Below are 17,188 nucleotides of genomic sequence, written 5' to 3'. Positions count from 1 at the left end.
ATAAGGAGAATAATAACGATAGTTTATGACATGGAAAGCGCCCTTTTTTCCCGATAAATAATCCATATAATAGCTGATAATGTCAGGATCAGCACAGAGCCTGAAAGTGACCCGTACATTTTCAGTGTTTTAGACTCATAGACAAATTCCAGCTTATGGCTCCCCCTGTTAAGATAAACACCCCTTAAAGCATAATCCGTCTTGTAAATCTTTCCTTCAACACCATCAACATAAACCTTCCAGTCAGGGTAATAGGTGTCGGCAAGAACAAGAAATCCGTCTGCCTTTAGATCGGCATTAACTAAAATTCTATTAGGGCTGTACAATTCAATTTCAGTCTTATTTTCTTTTGCAGGCTTACCTGCCATACCATCGGGCTTAGAAGGTTTCTCTTCAATAACAACTTCCGTGGTGGGATCAAAGTGGTCCCTCATCATATAAGGAAGTACGTACTTATCATCACTTACTATTCTCGCCCTGTTTACAATGAAAGTTCTATCCATATATTCGTTATTTTTATAAAGTTTAAAGGTGTCATCCGTCACAAGAAGCTTAAACTGCTTCTCAAACCTTTCACCACTGCCGACAAATCGCCTTAAATCATTGTTTTTGGTTAAAAGCACATACTTTGCATTAAGAAGGCTTAACAATTTTGGACTTTTAACAGAGGCATTAAGCATTTGCTGATAATACCTGGGAGCAAGATCATGCCTTCCGTTAAGCAATTCAATACCATGATAAGAAAAAGACCTCAAATTAATCGATGCATTTTGGATAGACCTATCGTCTATTGCCAGGAGCCGGAACTTTTGGTCCTTGTTATCCTCCTTAACAATCTTGACAGCCTTCATATTTCCATAGAAAGTATTCTCATCAATCTTTGTATATTTTATAAACTCGTACCCGTACCCCCAAAGATCTATAATGATTACTGCAAACAATAATATGCTGAGATGTTGTTTACTTACCTTTCCAATACTGCGGAAATAAATAATTAGTGTCGATATTATCATTAAAGCGGAAAAAATGAATAGCCCGTTTCTTATTTTGATAAACCTGTCCATTACCATTGAATCGTAGGATGCCAATTGAGCAGCAAATCGATATTTATCCATAGAAACCTGAAACAGGTTAAGATAGTTCTCACCCAAAAAACTCAACAAAGCAGAAAAGACAACGAGTAAAACCGTAAAAATAGAGATTCCTTTCATAAATCGTTTAAAACTTTTTTGTGTAAACTGCCTGTCGTCATTCAAGAGGAAATCCACCCCTTTACCGGCCAGTAAAGAGAAACAAAGAACCGTTAAGGCGAAGATAGATGATGGGACCCGAAAATAACTGAAACCAAATACAAACTTATAAGCCAACCAGTAAAGGGGGGTATATTTTCCCAGAGATAAGAGCAATGTAACTATCGCTGAAATAATAAAGAACCAACTATATCGGTTTCTGTTAAAGGTAATACCTATTATGACAAGAATAAAGGGCAAGACACCAAGGTAATCCCCCGTCAACCGTTGAGGCATGGGTCCCCAATAAGGAACGAAAGGTTTGGCAAATGAATCTTTATTTCTCTCGGTCTTTGCCATATTGATCGTCCATGGCCAGGCATAACCAAAAGGATCTCTAATAACTATTCCCGGCAGTTCAATGGGTGCAAAAGACCAGGAGGTGGAAAACTCATAGCTTGTCCCGCCGGAGCGCTCCGAGTATTTCTGGGTATAAAGATAAGAAGGCAGGAGCTGAACTGAATAAATCATGACAGCCAGCACAATGGACAATAGAAACTTCAGGCCCGGCTTAATTAGCCAATCGGCGGGAGTATTCCCTTTCTCCTTAAAATGATAAAGAGCAAAAAGGGCAAAAACACCTATAAGCAAAGTAGAATAAAAACTCATCTGAGTATGTCCCCCGAGAAACTGATGACCCATAACAATACTCATAATGAGAAATGGCTTAAGTTCTCTCCTCTCAACACCTCTTTTCGTCAGAAAAAGCAGCAAGGGAACATGTGACCAGGATACAATTTTAGCCATGTGTCCCACAAAAAGGTGTGAAATGAGGACGCCGGAAAACATAAACATAAGACCGGCCAGGAAAGCCCCCTCTTTTTTCAAATTAATTTCTTTTGCAAAAAGGTACATAAAAAAACCGGCAAAGAAAAAATGTATATACATAAAGAGGTTAAATGCCAACGGAAGAGGCAGGATGTAATACAAAAAACAGAATAAATTCAGCTGGATAGAATGAGTAGCATCAATATTTGGGAGACCGGAAAAATGAACCGGAATCCATAAAGGAAAACTCCCATATTCAAGTGCTACATTCCTGATATAATTTGTAATAGAAAATCTATCTGTAGCATCAGTGCCGAATACTATAAAATCAGGATGCAAAAACAGTTTATAAAAAAATATAATAACTAAAATAAAATATATACTGGCTATAGAAAAGTTTGACTTGGGAAGTTTAACCCTGGATAACAAATTCAAATTTCAACTCCTTTGCGGAAAATGTAAGCCGACGGAAATAACTAAACCGGACTCCATTGATTTATATTAATTTAAACAACATACGCATCATATTGATGTTTTTTTCTCAACAACAATCATTTGATACTTTCCTCGTTCAGATGAAGCAATGAATCTGTCGGCAATATTATTTACAAAAGGCACTAATTTCCAGAAGTAATTTAAAAACCTGTTTTTAAAACATAAACATGTTGTTTGAAAAGAATGAAGTAGAAATTTGCTTTCAAAACAAGCTTTGAACTCTTCCATAGTCATCCAGAAGTCTAGGGGCTGATCTTTCACCATTCCCAATCTATTCATTTCTGTTGCATTTGGCGTCGTAATAATTGCCATACCTCCATCCTTTAACAGCCGGAAAATGATATCAACATAATCCTTCCTTCTTTCTACCTGAAGGTGCTCCATTACTTCCGAACTGACAAGAAGATCGTATTTTCCGAAGTCATAATTATCGTAAGAAAAGATGTCTGATGCAATAAATTCTGCCTCAGGCATTCGTTTCTTGTTAAGCTCTATGGCAGCGGGTGATAAATCAAGGGCCGTCACCTGCAGTCCTTTTTGCAATAGAAGGGATGATACTATTCCTCTCCCACAACCGAGATCAAATGATTTGACGCCCTTGCCAAACGGGTCTATAAATTTATCGACTTCCCGCCCCAACATATTCAAGCGGCTTTTTTCATCAAAATGGTAGATTTTCCCCAGCCATGTTCGCTTTCGACTGGTCAGACGTTCATGCCATAAACGGTCGTAAAACTCTTCTTGCTCCTTAATTTGAACATTATCCTTCATTCATTTTACACCTGATCATAAAAAACCCCCTTCTATTCTCATACCTAAAATCGGTCAACCTGTTTTCTATTCACAGCGAAGAGAAGCAACAGCAAGTAGCTGAGAATCAATGTTACCAGACCTGCAATCCTAAAAGAAGCAGCCCCCCAAACAGCCTGGGCCGGCTCAAAGAGCTTCATAAAACCATAAACAAGACCCAGTTCGGCTACACCAAAACCGGCAGGAACAAAAAAAGCGAGCAAACCCATCAAGTAGCTCGCAATAATGATTATAGTTATCTCAAAGATATAGACTTTAGTCAAAAGATTTTCACCCAAGCCTGAAACAATAAAATACATGGACAATCCCAGAATCAGCCAACTGAAAAAATATATTAAAAGATGTGCCAGGTGATCGACAAAAGATATGCGTACTTCTTCTACTTGACGCCCTGTAATTTTGCGGACTAAAGCAAGGACTCTATTGACGGTAGCAGGCATAACCATCACAATACCGCATAAAGCGCCCGCACAAAGAAAAGGGATCCATTCTTCAGATATAAGATTTTTCACATTTCCATTACTCCCCACCATGACAGCAGCTATAAATAAAACGCCACTTACCAGCGAATAAATTTGAAAAAGTATGACAGTCGTAACGGTGTGGATTCGGGAGACATTCTTCTTTTTCGCCAGCATTGCCATTCCCATAATATTGGCAAACTTACCCGGAATATAAGCGAGCAAATTATTTGTTACAAACATCTGGCATGAATGAATAAAACCAAGAGAACTACCCAATACAGCCATAATCCTTTTCCAGTGATAAATCTGATATAACCAGTACAGTTCGAAGATAAAAAGGCCAAAGGCAACCATTTCCCAATTTATCTCTCGAGGGCCTTTCCTTACAAGTTCCCACTGGCTGTAAACCATTTTATAAATATAATAAGAGGCCAGAACAAACATAAGCAAGGCCGCCAATCTTACCAACCACCTTCCTGCCATATTAATGCTTTTTCATTCCCATTCTTTTTCTATTTTTTTCCCGTCTCAGACGCCAATGGAGACGCATATACTGAAACATTGAAGGTGTAGAAAAAAAGCAGCTCTTTCTCCCCTCCCTTGATATTTGCAGTGTCACACCCATTTGTAAATTTTCTAATACAAGCTCGACAGCAGGAACAACATTAAAAATATTTTTTATACGCAGTGTACGCTCATTATCATTTAATTCCGGTCTTGTAAAATGTTGGTACAATATTTCTCCCGTATCGATTCCATCATCAATAAAGTGTACCGTAAAACCAATATTTTCAAGATCATCCCTGTAAAGTGCCCAGAACTCCCCTTTGCTGCCCCGATACTCGGGCGTGATTCCCATATGAATATTAATAGCACCACTTTTCGATGCTGAATAAAGTTCTTTAATCAATATCCTGGTCCCCATAACAATAAGAAAATCGGCATCCATCTCTTTTACAAAGTTTATCGATTCCCGGCTGTTAAGATCATCAAAACAGTGCACAGGCACATTTTGAGGCATGAGCGGATCACTCCCACCCCATAGCTTTTGTTTCTGCATCTTCAATAAGCCCCTGTCCTGAAAATATAAATAGGGAAGATCAATGATAAGCTTCAGGGCTCCCGGCAAGCTGTTTTTTTTATAAGCATTACAGATTTTTTTATACAACAACTGCCGCCGGCCCATTGAACGACTTTCAATAAGAACAGCTCGCAGGTTAATGCTCTTGCTTGAACTAAGCCCTTGTGCAACAAAGCAATTTGCCGGATCCTTTCTTGTAAGAAAAAGCACACTGGGCCTGTATTTTTTTTCAACCATTCCTTGCTTCCTGCCTGTATAAATCTCCCATCAAACCTTCATAGTATTCACAAGAAGATGCTCACCGGTTTGCAACATAAAAAAATTTGAATCCATGAGTCAGTTGATAACAAGTAAATCAAAAACAGAATTTATTCCATTAAATTTCCGTCTTCTATAAAATCTCAGTCTTCTTATTTTTAAGAATGGACAGGAGCAGATCTACCGATCTATCCACACTGTACTCTGCAAAGAGTTCATCTGCCCTTTGTTGATCAAAATGGACCTTTCCCTCTGCCAGCATATGAATACTTTCAGCCAGACCATCAATATCTTCAACAGCTGTCACCTTCCCTGTAGAGTTTCCCCGGAGACAGACTTTCATATCACCCACATCTGTAGCAATAACCGGTTTTCCTGCCTCAAGGGCTTCGAAAAAAACAGAAGGCATTCCTTCATATCGTGAAGGAATTACAAGCGCATGGCAACGCTGCAAATACTCCAGCAAAATATCATCATCTTCAATTTTGCCTGCAAGCTTTATGTGTTGACCATAGCCACTAATCAAACTTTCCAACTCGCTTCTCCGGCTCCCTTCACCTATTATTTCATATTCCACAGGAATGCCTTTATCTATAAGTGAGCGACAGGCCTTAATAGCCATATCAAAACCTTTTACATTTTCCAAACGGCCAATACTCAGAAGTCGGATATTTTTTTTATCATTTACAGGGCTCGAAGATTGAAACTGTTCCCACTTTTTTGTTTTGTCAGGCATGAAGAACACATTTAAACCGGGCCTGGTGGTTTGCAATTCACTGACGACCCTTTTACTGTTAGACCATACCTGATTACCCTTCTTCAAGATATTAATAATTATGGGTTTAAAAGGATACTTCATAAACCTGTGATAATCGGTTCCCAATAACCATACACCTTTGAAAACACCTTTAATATTTTTATTGTACAGAAGAATTCCTGCAGGAATTGCCCATGCAGCTATTATCAAATCAAACTTTTCTTTTTTTACAATAGTACTTAACGATTGAGACCAGGTCTTACAGAATTTGAGAAAACTCAGAATATGGACCGGATTTACCGGTGACATTGACTGAAATCGATTGCCCGCCCATGGAAATCTGATTATTGTCTCACCGGAGAAGGAATCAATACATTCCCTATTCGCAGCTTCAGAAATCCAAAAAGGCGTTGAAACAACAACATCTACACCTTGTTCGACAAGGCCTTTAACCAGGGACAGCAGGAATTTGCCCCGCATATCGCCATAAAAGAGGGGGTAGTTATGGGTAAGCAGAAGCAGTTTCACTTTGCCCTTTTTCAATTAATTCCAGGAGTTCCCTCACAGTAACAAAAGATAATTCCATATCACTTTTTTCAGCTTCCCTTTTCAGGAGAATCAGATTTTTAAAAATATGTTCTAATTTATACATATTTTTCTTTAATCCCCTTTTATATTGTTCAGGCAATAATTCATCGGAGTGAAAATAGGAAAGAAAGTAGTTAACAGGTTGTCTCTCTCTCTTTAAAACATCTCTCATAATCAACTTAAAAAGTGCAGGTTTTAATGCAATGAAAGGAACCTGGCGGGGGGAATGTTTAATAGCTTTTAAATTAACGCCATGTTTTAGCTGATCTGAAATTACTTTCAGCAAATTCATCCCCCGGTGTTCACCTGTTGTAGAAGGAACTTCCAAAATCGTGAGGTTTTCCCCTTTATTTTCTGATTGAGTCTGATAATCTTTTGCGCTGGGATAGTAGGGGTTTGACGGTGTTCTGTCCCAGAGGGATCGATCCATATCTTGCTGTCCCATTGTATCCTGCCCGGGATTAGCTGAATAATCGACACGCACGCCCTCTCTCGAAAGGATGGCAAGCGTTTCATTGTCCTGATAGCACCATCCTGCATGGACTGTATGAGGGGTCAATCCTAATACATGACGAAAAGCTTCAATACCAGTGGAAAAACACCTTTCCTTAAAACGGTAATCATTTACTTTCTGGTACCACTTGCCTGCATTATCATCCCAATCCCACAGGTGGGGATGCCATGCAATTTCATCCCCTTCTTTTTCCAGTGAATTCCATAACCTGTCATGTTTCTGAAGGCAATAACCGGCTGAGCCGTGAACCATTTCAATCTGCCTGTCTGCCCTCACGTTCCACGTAATTTTTGGGAAATACCCATTTCTTTCTGAAAACTTTTCTCTAAAAGCAGAAAAAAAACTTATGCCCTCCTCATTTCCACGCCAGGTTAAGGTCTTTTCAGAGTATAAAGGGCCTCCGTAACCCGGCCTGTCAGGATCACAATCGCTGCCTATAGCAACATAAAGTTTTTTTTTCATAACCAAATAAGCGCCTGTCAATACCGCCTGTTTAAATTATTATTTTTTTTACCGTCCCTGCTTTCCGGACTCTCCGTAATGCTTACGATCATCTCTGCCAGGAAACCAACCATAAAAATGAATAATCCTATTACCATTAGAACAAGGGAAAAGATAAATACCGGTCTTTTTTGAGTAGCCTGAAAAAACCATAGCCAGGCCAAGTACATATCAATCACAAGACCGACTAAAATAATTCCCCCTCCTGCGGGACCGAAAAAAAGCATGGGCTTCTTTGAATAGGTAAGAAGAAACTTTACAACCAAAACATCGATAAGTGATTTGGGAATGCGCCAAAATCCAAACTTCGATTTACCCGATTTTCTGGGATACCAGTTAACCTTTACTTCACCAATCTTATACCCCTTAGATGCGGCTATCATTAAAATAAACCTGTGCCAGTCACTTCTCAATTCAATATCATCAAGGACTTCCCTTCTAAAAGCCTTGATCCAGTTCATATCATGGGCTGATACGTTGAAAAGTTTTCTTGAAACAATATTATAGATGGCTGACATGAAACTCTTCCCATCCTTTCTCCCCTGTCGCCAACCGGCTACAATGTCATAACCCTCCCTGATCTTATGAAATAATTTGGGGATATCTTCTTCCGGGTCAGACTCAAGATCGGAAGGAAGAAAAATTACAATTTCTCCACCACATTCCGGAAACCCGGTTCTCATGGCCTCGGTAAGACCAAAGTTTGTCCTGTGATGGAAAACTCTGAGAAAAGAATATTTCCCTTTAAGCGTTTCCAGTTTTTCAGCGGTTCCATCAGTGCTTCCGTCATTAACATAAATGACTTCCCCTTTTATACCGTCATTTTTGAAAGCGACGGCTATCTTCTCAAGAAGCAAATCCACATTCCCTACTTCATTATAACCGGGAATAAAAACAGAAATAGTTGGTTTCACATCCTTCAACGGTAAAACTCCTTAATCATATGCGCCACATAGTTTTGTTCTTCCTCTTTAATGCCGGGGAAAACAGGGAGAGAGAGTATTTCTTTTGCCGCTTTTTCGGCTTCCGGAAAACTGCCTTCTCCATAATCAAGCCACTGGTAAGCAGGCTGCAAGTGCAGGGGGAGAGGATAATGAATCCCCGTATCAATGCCATTTTCCCTGAGGAAATTCTTGAGATCATCCCTTTTTCTACACCTTACCACATAAAGGTGAAAAACGTGAGTTACATCACTGGAGCGATAAGGAATAACAACTTCATCAACAGCGGAAAGGAGTCTATTGTATATTAAGGCGGCATTCTGCCTCTCCTCATTCCAGGCTGTCAGATATTCAAGTTTCTTTTCGAGAATAAGCGCCTGGATCGTATCGAGCCTGCTGTTATAGCCCTCAAGTTCATGAAGATACTTCTCTTTGCGGCCATGGTTTCTTAACATGGAGACCTTCTCCGCCAATCCACCGTCATTAGTAGCAACAGCGCCACCATCTCCAAAGCAACCCAGGTTTTTACCGGGATAAAAACTGAAAGCTGAAATATCGCCTATGGACCCTGCCCTTAGCCCTTTGTAAGTTGCTCCATGAGCCTGAGCAGCATCTTCAACAACTTTAAGGCCATGCTTTTGGGCAAGCGCCATTATTAAGCTCATCTCTGCCGGATGTCCGTAGAGATGCACAGGAAGTAAAGCCTTTGTATTTCCCTTAATCACCTTTTCAACTTGCTCAACATCAATAGTAAAGGTAAGCGGATCGATATCCACAAAAACCGGTTTTGCACCAACAGACGTTATGGCCTCCGACGTTGCAATAAAGGTATTGGGGACCGTAATCACCTCATCACCCCTGCCGATATTGAGCGCTTTAAGCGCAAGGACAAGAGCATCTGTGCCATTCCCCACACCAACACAATGCGTTGCATTGCAAAATGAGGCAAAAGCTTGTTCAAAAGACTTGAGGCCTTTTCCCATTATAAAGTTTGAATTTTTAAGGGCCTCTTCAAATATAGCGGAGAGTTCACCCATAATGGGGATGTGCTGCCGGGAAAGATCAGCAAAAGGTACTTTCATCAGATCTCATAGGGCCTTTCTATCAATTCATAGGGACAATTGATTTCTTCAATTTTTTTAATAAATTTGGCCGGGTTACCGGCGACAACAACGCCCTCAGGTACATCTTTCGTAACAACGGAACCACTGCCGACAAGAGAATTCTCTCCTATTTTAATATCGGGCAAAACCGTCGCATTGGCCCCGATTTTTGCATTCCTGCCGATAGTCGGCCCTTTAATACATTCCTTTACCTTGGGGCAAAGCGGGTGCAGAGCATTAGTAAGCGCTGCATTCGGACCTATCCAGCATCCCTCCTTCAGCGTTGAATATTCAGGAATAAATGCCTGCGAGTGAATCCTCACATTATTTTCAATAGTCACATGGTGCTCAACGACCGTTCCCGTCCCGATACTCACACTGTTTCCGATTCTGTTATCCTCGCGAATCATCACATTATGCCCTGTCTGGAAATAATTACCGATGCAATTACCTGCATAAATTACCGTATGAGACCTTATCAGCGCGTCGCTCCCAAGGAATGTTTCAAGCTCTCCATCACACTTTCCGGCAGGCGGCATACCAATAATTACATAATCACCAATATTTGATGTTCCTGCAAGGTGGACATTATTATAAAGTTTATAATCAGCCACGATCTCTCATGCCGAGACGGCATCTTTTCGGTTTAAAACGCAAGAATACTTCCCTGCCCGTTTCCACTGACTCATAGATGGCATTAATCAATTCCAGTGACTTACGGCCCTCCAAACCATCGATAATCGAGTGTCTGCCATCTTTTATGCAATCAACGACGTTACGTAAAAATTCATTATGACCGAAACCATAAACATCAGGAGGATTCTGGGCATACTTTTCTATTACCTCTTCATCTCCGTCGAGCGGTTCTTCAAAGTTCCAGATTTTCATCTTGTTAACGGCAAAGCCTGCAATCTCAACAGAACCTTTTTCTCCAAGGACACTTATTGATCCCTCAAGGTCTTTCGGCCGTGTACAGGTTGTCGCTTCAATTACTCCAAGCGCGCCATTTTGAAATTTGAGTATAGCCACGCCTGTATCTTCAGTTTCAATATTGGTAAGCATTGTTCCTGTTTTTGCCATGACACTTTCAACAGGCCCCATCATCCATTGAAGAAGATCGATATGGTGACTCGCCTGATTGGTAAAAACGCCGCCGTCCATGGCCCATGTCCCCCGCCAGGCATCCTGATCGTAATAGTCCTGCCTCCTGCACCACCTTACCCGCACCGTCCCCAAAACCAATTTTCCAAACCGCCCCCCGTCAATAGCTTCCCTAAGCTTGATAACAGGAAGATTATACCTGTTCTGCTTAACGACAAAAAGTTCAACCTTGTTAACAGAGCAGGCTGCCGTCAATGCATCGGCATCCTCCAGACGAAGGGCCATCGGTTTTTCTACAATCACATGCCGCCCCGTCTTCGCAACATCAATCCCGATTTCGGCATGAGAACCACTGGGTGTTAACACACTGACAACGTCAATGTCTTCATCCTTGAGCATCTTATGATAATCCGTATAGCAAGGCACATCATATTCTGTACTGAATGATCGGGCACGATCATTAATAATATCACATACTGCAACAAGCTTTACATCATCCATTACAGACAGTATCTGGGCATGTCTTTTGGCGATTCTACCACATCCGATGAAGGCAAACTTTAATTTTTCAGGCATAGATCAACCTTTAATAATAGGTTCCATAAAAGATTTTATATTTCAGGCGGCTATTAACTTCTTCCTTTTTTTCCCTTTTTCCCTTTTTTCTTCTTCTTTTTCACTGCATCTTCCTGAATCAGCACTACAGGTTTACCTCCTCTTACCCTCATTGCAATTGCCCCTGCAAGAAAGACAAATGTGGCCAAACTGAGCCATAATCCGACCTTATACGGCCAGGGATCAAAAACAAAGGTAACCTTATGCTTTCCCTCAGGCAAATAGATGGCTCTGGCAATATAATTAGCCTTATAAATTTTCGTTTTCACTCCATTGATATAAGCTTTCCATCCCGGATGATACTTCTCAGCCAGCACAAGAAAACCATCCTGGGCCATGTCTGCATTAATCAGTATTTCATCATTATTATAAGTTGTAATATGAACGTCAGATTTTGAAGACGGTATAGATGAAGGCGGCAATGTGTGAGGCTTTTCTTCCAGCAAAACCATTTCCCTGGAGTTAAACTGAGGGTGATTCAATACATTGAAGATTGAATCCTTTTGAGTTTCCACAACAACTCGATGGACCGGATAGGCTTTTGGAAGATATTTTTTATTTTCAATTAAAACAATACCCTTTTCATTATCAATAAAAACAACTGTATATTTATCCAAAAATGTTGAACCCAGAGGGGCTTTTATATCAGATCTTTTCAGTGTTATATACTTAACATTCATAAGATCCAGGGAATTGCCCTTTAATGATAACCTGTTCCGGTATTCAACAAAAAAACCTTCTGAAACTGCAAGATAATTAGAGACGACGGGAATTTTGAAATAGGAATACTGAAAAGAATCTTCCCCGGCAAAAGTAGCTACCCGGTATAGTCCTTTATCATTTTCAAGAAATTCTATCGTCTTGCTTTTCTCTATTTTTGGCGCAGGACCGGTAACGATAAATTTACTGTTAACAATCCATATATCTATTATAAATAATAAAGAGGCAATAAAAACAAGCAGGTTTCCGGAAATTTTCTTTTTTATACTCAACCAGCATAGAAACATTGCAGAACCTGAAATAAACAGGAAGACAATAGAACCCTGTATAATGTTCATAAACCTTTTATCAATCATACTTTCAGGTAGTTTTGTGCGAAAAGACCTGGATAATTCCGGCTTATATGCCTGTATAAGGCTTTCCTTATCAAAATAGGCGTAAAGGGTAATCCCCAGCGTAATCAAAAGAAGGATGCCAAGAACATAAATAATCCTTTTTACGCTTTCACTCTTCTTTCTATCCTCATCAAAAAACAGCCATTCTGCTCCAAACCCTGCCAGGACGGAAACAGTAAAAGCAAAAAGGAAAAGTATCATTTTAGGAACCCGGAATGTGGAAAAACCGGGAAGATAATCAAACATGAAACGATAAACAGGTGTATATTTTCCAAGCGCCGCAATTAGCGTAAAAAGAGAAAGAAAAAGGAAAAACTTTGTGTACCAGTTTCTCCGATAAAATAAAGCTGAAAAAGCCAGCACTAACGGGAAAATCCCCATGTAGTCGGTTGTCTGCGTAAATAGCATTCTCCCCCAATAATATATATGTTCACCAGAGGGATCGGCGCCCATCTTCATGCTCAGACCAAAAAAGCCGGGGATAAGAAATGTAACCAATTCTTCCGGAGGCAATGACCAACTCATTCCGGTATCATAACTCATCCCTCCAGCTCTTTCACTTCGTTTTGACCAGTCATAAATATGTAAAAATTCAATAGAAATGGCTGCAAACAGCACAACAACCATTACTGTGCCATAAACGAATAACCTGGCACTTTCTTTTGTATTTTTATCCTCCAGGTGCAAATTTGTAAGTCTGGCAATAAAATAGAAGGCTACTGCAATGCATGTGTAAAAAGATATCTGCCAGTGCATTTCAAAAAACTGAACTGCCAGAACGGCGCCGGTAATTAAAAAGTAGAATAGTTTTCTATCCTGAAATCCTTTTTCCAGCGCAAGAAAAACCCATGGCGCCCAGGCAATCGTATTGATCTTGCCAATATGCCCGGCATTGATTAAAGATATAACAGGAGAGGAAAGGATAAAAAATATAGCGGCAAGAAATGAACTGGCCCGATTGAGTTTAATCAGCCTGCAATAGAAAAAAGTACCCATACCGGCAAATATTATATGAGTAACGGTTTCCCATGCTATGCTCGTCGGTAAAGAAAAAATCATGTATGTAAATAAGCGCCAGGGAAAATATGCCTTGGCCGGAACCGGAAGACCTCCCTGTCCAAAGTTAATCAAAGGGCGCCATTTATCACCAAAAGGATTTGGAAAATGAGTTTTTCCATAGTCAATAACCTCCCAATAGTACTGGGTGAGGACATCCGGGGCGTAAATAATTTCGCCTAAAAAAAGAATCTTATATAAAAGAAATATTGGTATTAATGTGATAAGAAGAATCCAAAAACGGGATCTGCCGGTATCGAGAAGGTCTTTTATCGTTCCATTTAAATTCATGAAAGGTTCTCTCTTCAATTAGTGTGTATAGGTATAAGTCTTTATAATATCTCTGTAAATTTTTTCCATGGAAACCGCCATATCGCCCGCAAGAAAACGAGAAGATACAACTTTGCGGCCTTCTTCCGATATTTTACGAATAAGGGATTTCTCTGTAAAACACTTTATAATGGCATCAGAGATTCCAATATGGTCACCCCTATTAACAAGCAGTCCATTTTCCCCATCCTTTATCACCTCAGGAATCCCCCCTACCCGAGAGGCAACGACAGGCGTACCTGAAGCCATCGCTTCCAGATTAACGATACCAAAAGCTTCAATATGTGAAGGAAGCACAAAGGTTTTTGCTTTTCTAAATAATTTAAGGAGTTCATTCCTTTCCATGCCATTGATAAACTCTACAGGCAAGCCCCGGCCTAAAAACTTTGCCAACCACCTGGAATGCCGATACTCCTTGCCAACAACAATTAATCTGACGTCAGGAATTTTTTTCATCACAAAAGGGATGGCTTTCAAAAGAGGGTATATTCCCTTTCTGAAATAGTCACGTCCGACAAAGAGAATTAAATTTTCTCTTTCAGTTTCAAGATCATTAGCCAGGGCCTTAGGCTGGATACCTATCCAAAGTAAATATTTGTTTTTATGTTCAACCCTGTCCCTCAAATATTTACAGTGTGTTACTATCGCATCAGATTCTCTTAACAAGCGCTTATACTTGAACTTTCTTATCTTCTGAAATATTAACCTGAGTGCAAAATCAAGACAAAAAAATGGATAAAACTTAAGCCAGTAATAGTCATGGATATCTACGACAACAGGTCTGGGTAATTTTTTCAATAATTTACGATTCAAATGTTTTAGATCGGTTACATGAACAATGTCCCATTTTTTTTTCAGATCACTGTCATTTTCAAAAATCTTAACATCATGTTTTTTTGCCATTTCATTAATTAGAATATCGGAATATGTCCCGGCACCGGTCAAGCTTTTTGAATTTTTAGTAATATATAATATTTTCAGCCTGCTCATTTTTCATCTGCCCATCTTACTTTTGCCACCACCTATGGGATGAAATTTAGGGTGAAGTCGAATCACAGAATGAAATCCAATTTTTCTGAGAAAATTTTTTGTTGTTCTAACAAAGAACTTGAACGCAAACCAAAGTGCAGCTTTATATTTGGGATATCCGTTTTTTGTTGATGAAATGAAGATTTCCTTAAGACCTTCTACGTAATTTGTATCACTAACTCCCCCATACCTCATTTTTGCAAGAGGCATGTCAAGATAGTAAAAGCGACACTTTTTAATATACATCCTAAGAAGCATGTCATAATCAGTTGCCACTTTATAGGAAAAATCATATCCTCCAACCATGTCAATTGCCCGCCTTGTATAAAAAGTTCCAACAGAGTTTATCGGCATTTCATGCCAAATATGAAAATCTATATTTCTACTCGGTTTCAACAGGTACATGACTTTCTCACCCTGGAGCTTTAACAAATCTCCATGAAATATATCATACGTCGGATTTTCCATAAACGTTATTACTGCAGACTTTATTGCACTATCACAAAGTTCATCTCCAGCATTAATAAATCCAATAATGTTACCACTTGCCAGCTTCAACCCCTTACTAATGGCATCAGCGGCCCCATTATCAGGTTCACTAATCCATTTCAATCTTGAATCTTCTTTCGCATATTTTTTTATAATTTCAACAGTTCCATCCGTCGACCCTCCATCAATCAGCAAAAGTTCAAAATCAGCGCAGTCTTGAGATAAAACACTTTTAATTATACTTTCAATATGGTTCACTTCATTAAATATGACTGTAATAACCGAGGCTTTCATAATCTTAACTACATATTAATTTCTTAAAATTAAAGTATTTAAATTCGAATGAGAGTTTTAATTTTATTCCTGTCTTCCTGACTCATTTGAAATATATAACAAAAAGCAATCACAAAAAAATAAATAAATCCTATTTCAAGGCACATGATAAATAGATTCTTAGGATAGAAATATTCTCTTACAAGAAATGAGACAAAAAAAGTGATAAAAAACAATATGCAATTCCATTGAAATGTCAATTTGAAATAATTTAAAATTGGCATTTGAACCGACTTTAAAGTTAATGCTAACAAAGCGGGGAAAAATATAGTCATTCGTGCTACAAGAACAGATATTGCTACCCCGGCAATGCCAATAAAGTTTATCAGTATCAAAGATAAAGCAAGATATAAGAACGCTTCAGCTATTAGTATTTTAGAAAAAGCCTTTACCTTGCTTTTCGCAATGACTATACCCAGACCAACCTCTAAAAAAGCATTGAAAGCCCAACTGGCTACTATAACTTGAGCGGGGAAGATACTTTCATTAAACCCCTCTCCAAGCCAATAATTAATCAAAGGTTCCATAAAAAATATCACAATAACAATCAAGGGGATTGCAGCCATTGTAATAAATTTCCCACCCTCAAGTAATAAGTATCGTTGTTTTTCATCATTACCCTTGCCCTCTGCTTCTGCTGATGCAACTCTGAACGAACCTCCTATAACTTTTGTAATGAATACAGCCAGGCTCTTTTGAAACATGTAAGCCGGCTGAAATAAGGCTATGGCAGCAAAAGACAGAAAACTTCCAATTATTACATTTGAAAGTTCCCTCGAAATAAAGCCGGCCATTGAACAAAGAAAAATGAAAAAGCTAAAACTAAATATTTTTTTAAAAGTGCCAAAATATAAGTAAGGAAATGTTATTTTAAATTGCTTTGAGTTTTTAAAAGTTAATATACACAACAACAAATTATTCAAAACAGCAAGGGAGTGTGTAAGAACAAGAATGGTTATCACTCCATATCCATTCTTCAAAAAAATATAGGTTAATGAAATATAAGCCAGTTGAGTCAGAATATTGATTTTGGCTATTAAGTCAAACCGCTGAAAGCCTTCCAGTGTATCACGAAAAAGCTTCGTAGGCCATATAATCAGAGAAAATAGCGCTGTTATTTTAAATAACTCTTCTATAAGTTCTTTGTTATTTTTAACACTAAAAAACTGGTCAATATTAAGAGCAATAAAAAATATTATCGAACTTACGAGAAGGGCAAAAAATATATAAAAAACAAAGGCTGCACTGACTATTTCATTTACCTTTGAGATATCTCCCTGCCCTCTATATTCAGCTGTATATTTTGTCACTGCCGTGCCAATTCCAAAGTCAAAAAGTCCAAAGTAACCATTAAATGCGATAGTTAAAACATAAGCGCCATATAGTTCTTTACCTACATGGCCTACAATTAATGGCATCAAAATAAAGGAGCCAAGCATTATCAACCCCTGGCTCAAAACCATTAAACGTATATTCCTGCCAATCTGGTCTGATTTTGTCAAAAAAGAGTTACCGAAAATTCCATACTAATTAAATAAAGCATTAAGACAA

14 protein-coding genes are annotated in these 17,188 nt (G+C 38.9%); all 14 read right to left on the bottom strand.

Annotation, left to right across the window (positions count from 1 at the left end; translation table 11 throughout):
• Positions 1-23: 23 nt before the first annotated feature.
• Positions 24-2,177 (bottom strand): hypothetical protein, encoded by a 2,154-nt coding sequence (locus tag OEV42_00395; GenBank protein MDH3972708.1) that lies wholly within the window; start codon positions 2,175-2,177, stop codon positions 24-26.
• 402 nt (positions 2,178-2,579) lie between these two features.
• Positions 2,580-3,323 carry a class I SAM-dependent methyltransferase gene (locus OEV42_00390; GenBank protein MDH3972707.1) on the bottom strand — a complete coding sequence of 248 codons (744 nt, stop codon included), beginning with the start codon at positions 3,321-3,323 and terminating at the stop codon, positions 2,580-2,582.
• A 44-nt stretch (positions 3,324-3,367) separates the two neighbouring features.
• Positions 3,368-4,294 carry a flippase-like domain-containing protein gene (locus OEV42_00385; GenBank protein MDH3972706.1) on the bottom strand — a complete coding sequence of 309 codons (927 nt, stop codon included), beginning with the start codon at positions 4,292-4,294 and terminating at the stop codon, positions 3,368-3,370.
• A gap of 16 nt (positions 4,295-4,310) precedes the next feature.
• A complete protein-coding gene (locus OEV42_00380; protein MDH3972705.1) occupies positions 4,311-5,144 on the bottom strand; it encodes a formyl transferase in 834 nt (277 codons plus the stop codon).
• A gap of 154 nt (positions 5,145-5,298) precedes the next feature.
• Positions 5,299-6,450 (bottom strand): glycosyltransferase, encoded by a 1,152-nt coding sequence (locus OEV42_00375; protein ID MDH3972704.1) that lies wholly within the window; start codon positions 6,448-6,450, stop codon positions 5,299-5,301.
• Positions 6,425-7,486 carry a hypothetical protein gene (locus tag OEV42_00370; GenBank protein MDH3972703.1) on the bottom strand — a complete coding sequence of 354 codons (1,062 nt, stop codon included), beginning with the start codon at positions 7,484-7,486 and terminating at the stop codon, positions 6,425-6,427. The genes OEV42_00375 and OEV42_00370 overlap by 26 nt, the downstream gene beginning before the upstream one ends.
• A 17-nt stretch (positions 7,487-7,503) precedes the next feature.
• The gene (locus tag OEV42_00365; protein ID MDH3972702.1) at positions 7,504-8,439 is read right to left on the bottom strand and encodes a glycosyltransferase; all 936 of its coding nucleotides are present in this window, start codon (positions 8,437-8,439) and stop codon (positions 7,504-7,506) included.
• 5 nt (positions 8,440-8,444) lie between these two features.
• The gene (locus OEV42_00360; GenBank protein MDH3972701.1) at positions 8,445-9,548 is read right to left on the bottom strand and encodes a DegT/DnrJ/EryC1/StrS family aminotransferase; all 1,104 of its coding nucleotides are present in this window, start codon (positions 9,546-9,548) and stop codon (positions 8,445-8,447) included.
• Positions 9,548-10,183 (bottom strand): N-acetyltransferase, encoded by a 636-nt coding sequence (locus OEV42_00355; GenBank protein ID MDH3972700.1) that lies wholly within the window; start codon positions 10,181-10,183, stop codon positions 9,548-9,550. The genes OEV42_00360 and OEV42_00355 overlap by 1 nt, the downstream gene beginning before the upstream one ends.
• A complete protein-coding gene (locus OEV42_00350; protein ID MDH3972699.1) occupies positions 10,176-11,246 on the bottom strand; it encodes a Gfo/Idh/MocA family oxidoreductase in 1,071 nt (356 codons plus the stop codon). The genes OEV42_00355 and OEV42_00350 overlap by 8 nt, the downstream gene beginning before the upstream one ends.
• Before the next feature lie 53 nt (positions 11,247-11,299).
• Positions 11,300-13,747, bottom strand: a complete 2,448-nt coding sequence (locus OEV42_00345; protein ID MDH3972698.1) for a YfhO family protein — start codon at positions 13,745-13,747, stop codon at positions 11,300-11,302.
• Between the two features lie 18 nt (positions 13,748-13,765).
• The gene (locus OEV42_00340; protein ID MDH3972697.1) at positions 13,766-14,689 is read right to left on the bottom strand and encodes a glycosyltransferase family 4 protein; all 924 of its coding nucleotides are present in this window, start codon (positions 14,687-14,689) and stop codon (positions 13,766-13,768) included.
• Between the two features lie 90 nt (positions 14,690-14,779).
• Complete coding sequence (locus tag OEV42_00335; GenBank protein MDH3972696.1) at positions 14,780-15,598, bottom strand: glycosyltransferase; 819 nt, start codon at positions 15,596-15,598, stop codon at positions 14,780-14,782.
• 38 nt (positions 15,599-15,636) lie between these two features.
• Entirely contained in the window at positions 15,637-17,139 is a 1,503-nt protein-coding gene (locus tag OEV42_00330) for an oligosaccharide flippase family protein (GenBank protein MDH3972695.1), read from the bottom strand.
• Between the last annotated feature and the right edge of the window lie 49 nt (positions 17,140-17,188).

The organism is Deltaproteobacteria bacterium (genome assembly GCA_029860075.1).
Taxonomy (GTDB): Bacteria; Desulfobacterota; JADFVX01; order JADFVX01; family JADFVX01; genus JAOUBX01.
The sequence above is the reverse complement of the archived record's forward strand: the minus strand, read 5'-3'. Positions and strand labels throughout refer to the sequence as shown.

Coding starts and splice junctions, on each gene's coding strand:
- OEV42_00350 (MDH3972699.1), bottom strand. CDS start 11,246: ATGCCTGAAAAATTAAAGTTTGCCTTCATCGGATGTGGTAGAATCGCC.
- OEV42_00380 (MDH3972705.1), bottom strand. CDS start 5,144: ATGGTTGAAAAAAAATACAGGCCCAGTGTGCTTTTTCTTACAAGAAAG.
- OEV42_00340 (MDH3972697.1), bottom strand. CDS start 14,689: ATGGCAAAAAAACATGATGTTAAGATTTTTGAAAATGACAGTGATCTG.
- OEV42_00360 (MDH3972701.1), bottom strand. CDS start 9,548: ATGAAAGTACCTTTTGCTGATCTTTCCCGGCAGCACATCCCCATTATG.
- OEV42_00345 (MDH3972698.1), bottom strand. CDS start 13,747: ATGAATTTAAATGGAACGATAAAAGACCTTCTCGATACCGGCAGATCC.
- OEV42_00395 (MDH3972708.1), bottom strand. CDS start 2,177: ATGTATATACATTTTTTCTTTGCCGGTTTTTTTATGTACCTTTTTGCA.
- OEV42_00335 (MDH3972696.1), bottom strand. CDS start 15,598: ATGAAAGCCTCGGTTATTACAGTCATATTTAATGAAGTGAACCATATT.
- OEV42_00370 (MDH3972703.1), bottom strand. CDS start 7,486: ATGAAAAAAAAACTTTATGTTGCTATAGGCAGCGATTGTGATCCTGAC.
- OEV42_00390 (MDH3972707.1), bottom strand. CDS start 3,323: ATGAAGGATAATGTTCAAATTAAGGAGCAAGAAGAGTTTTACGACCGT.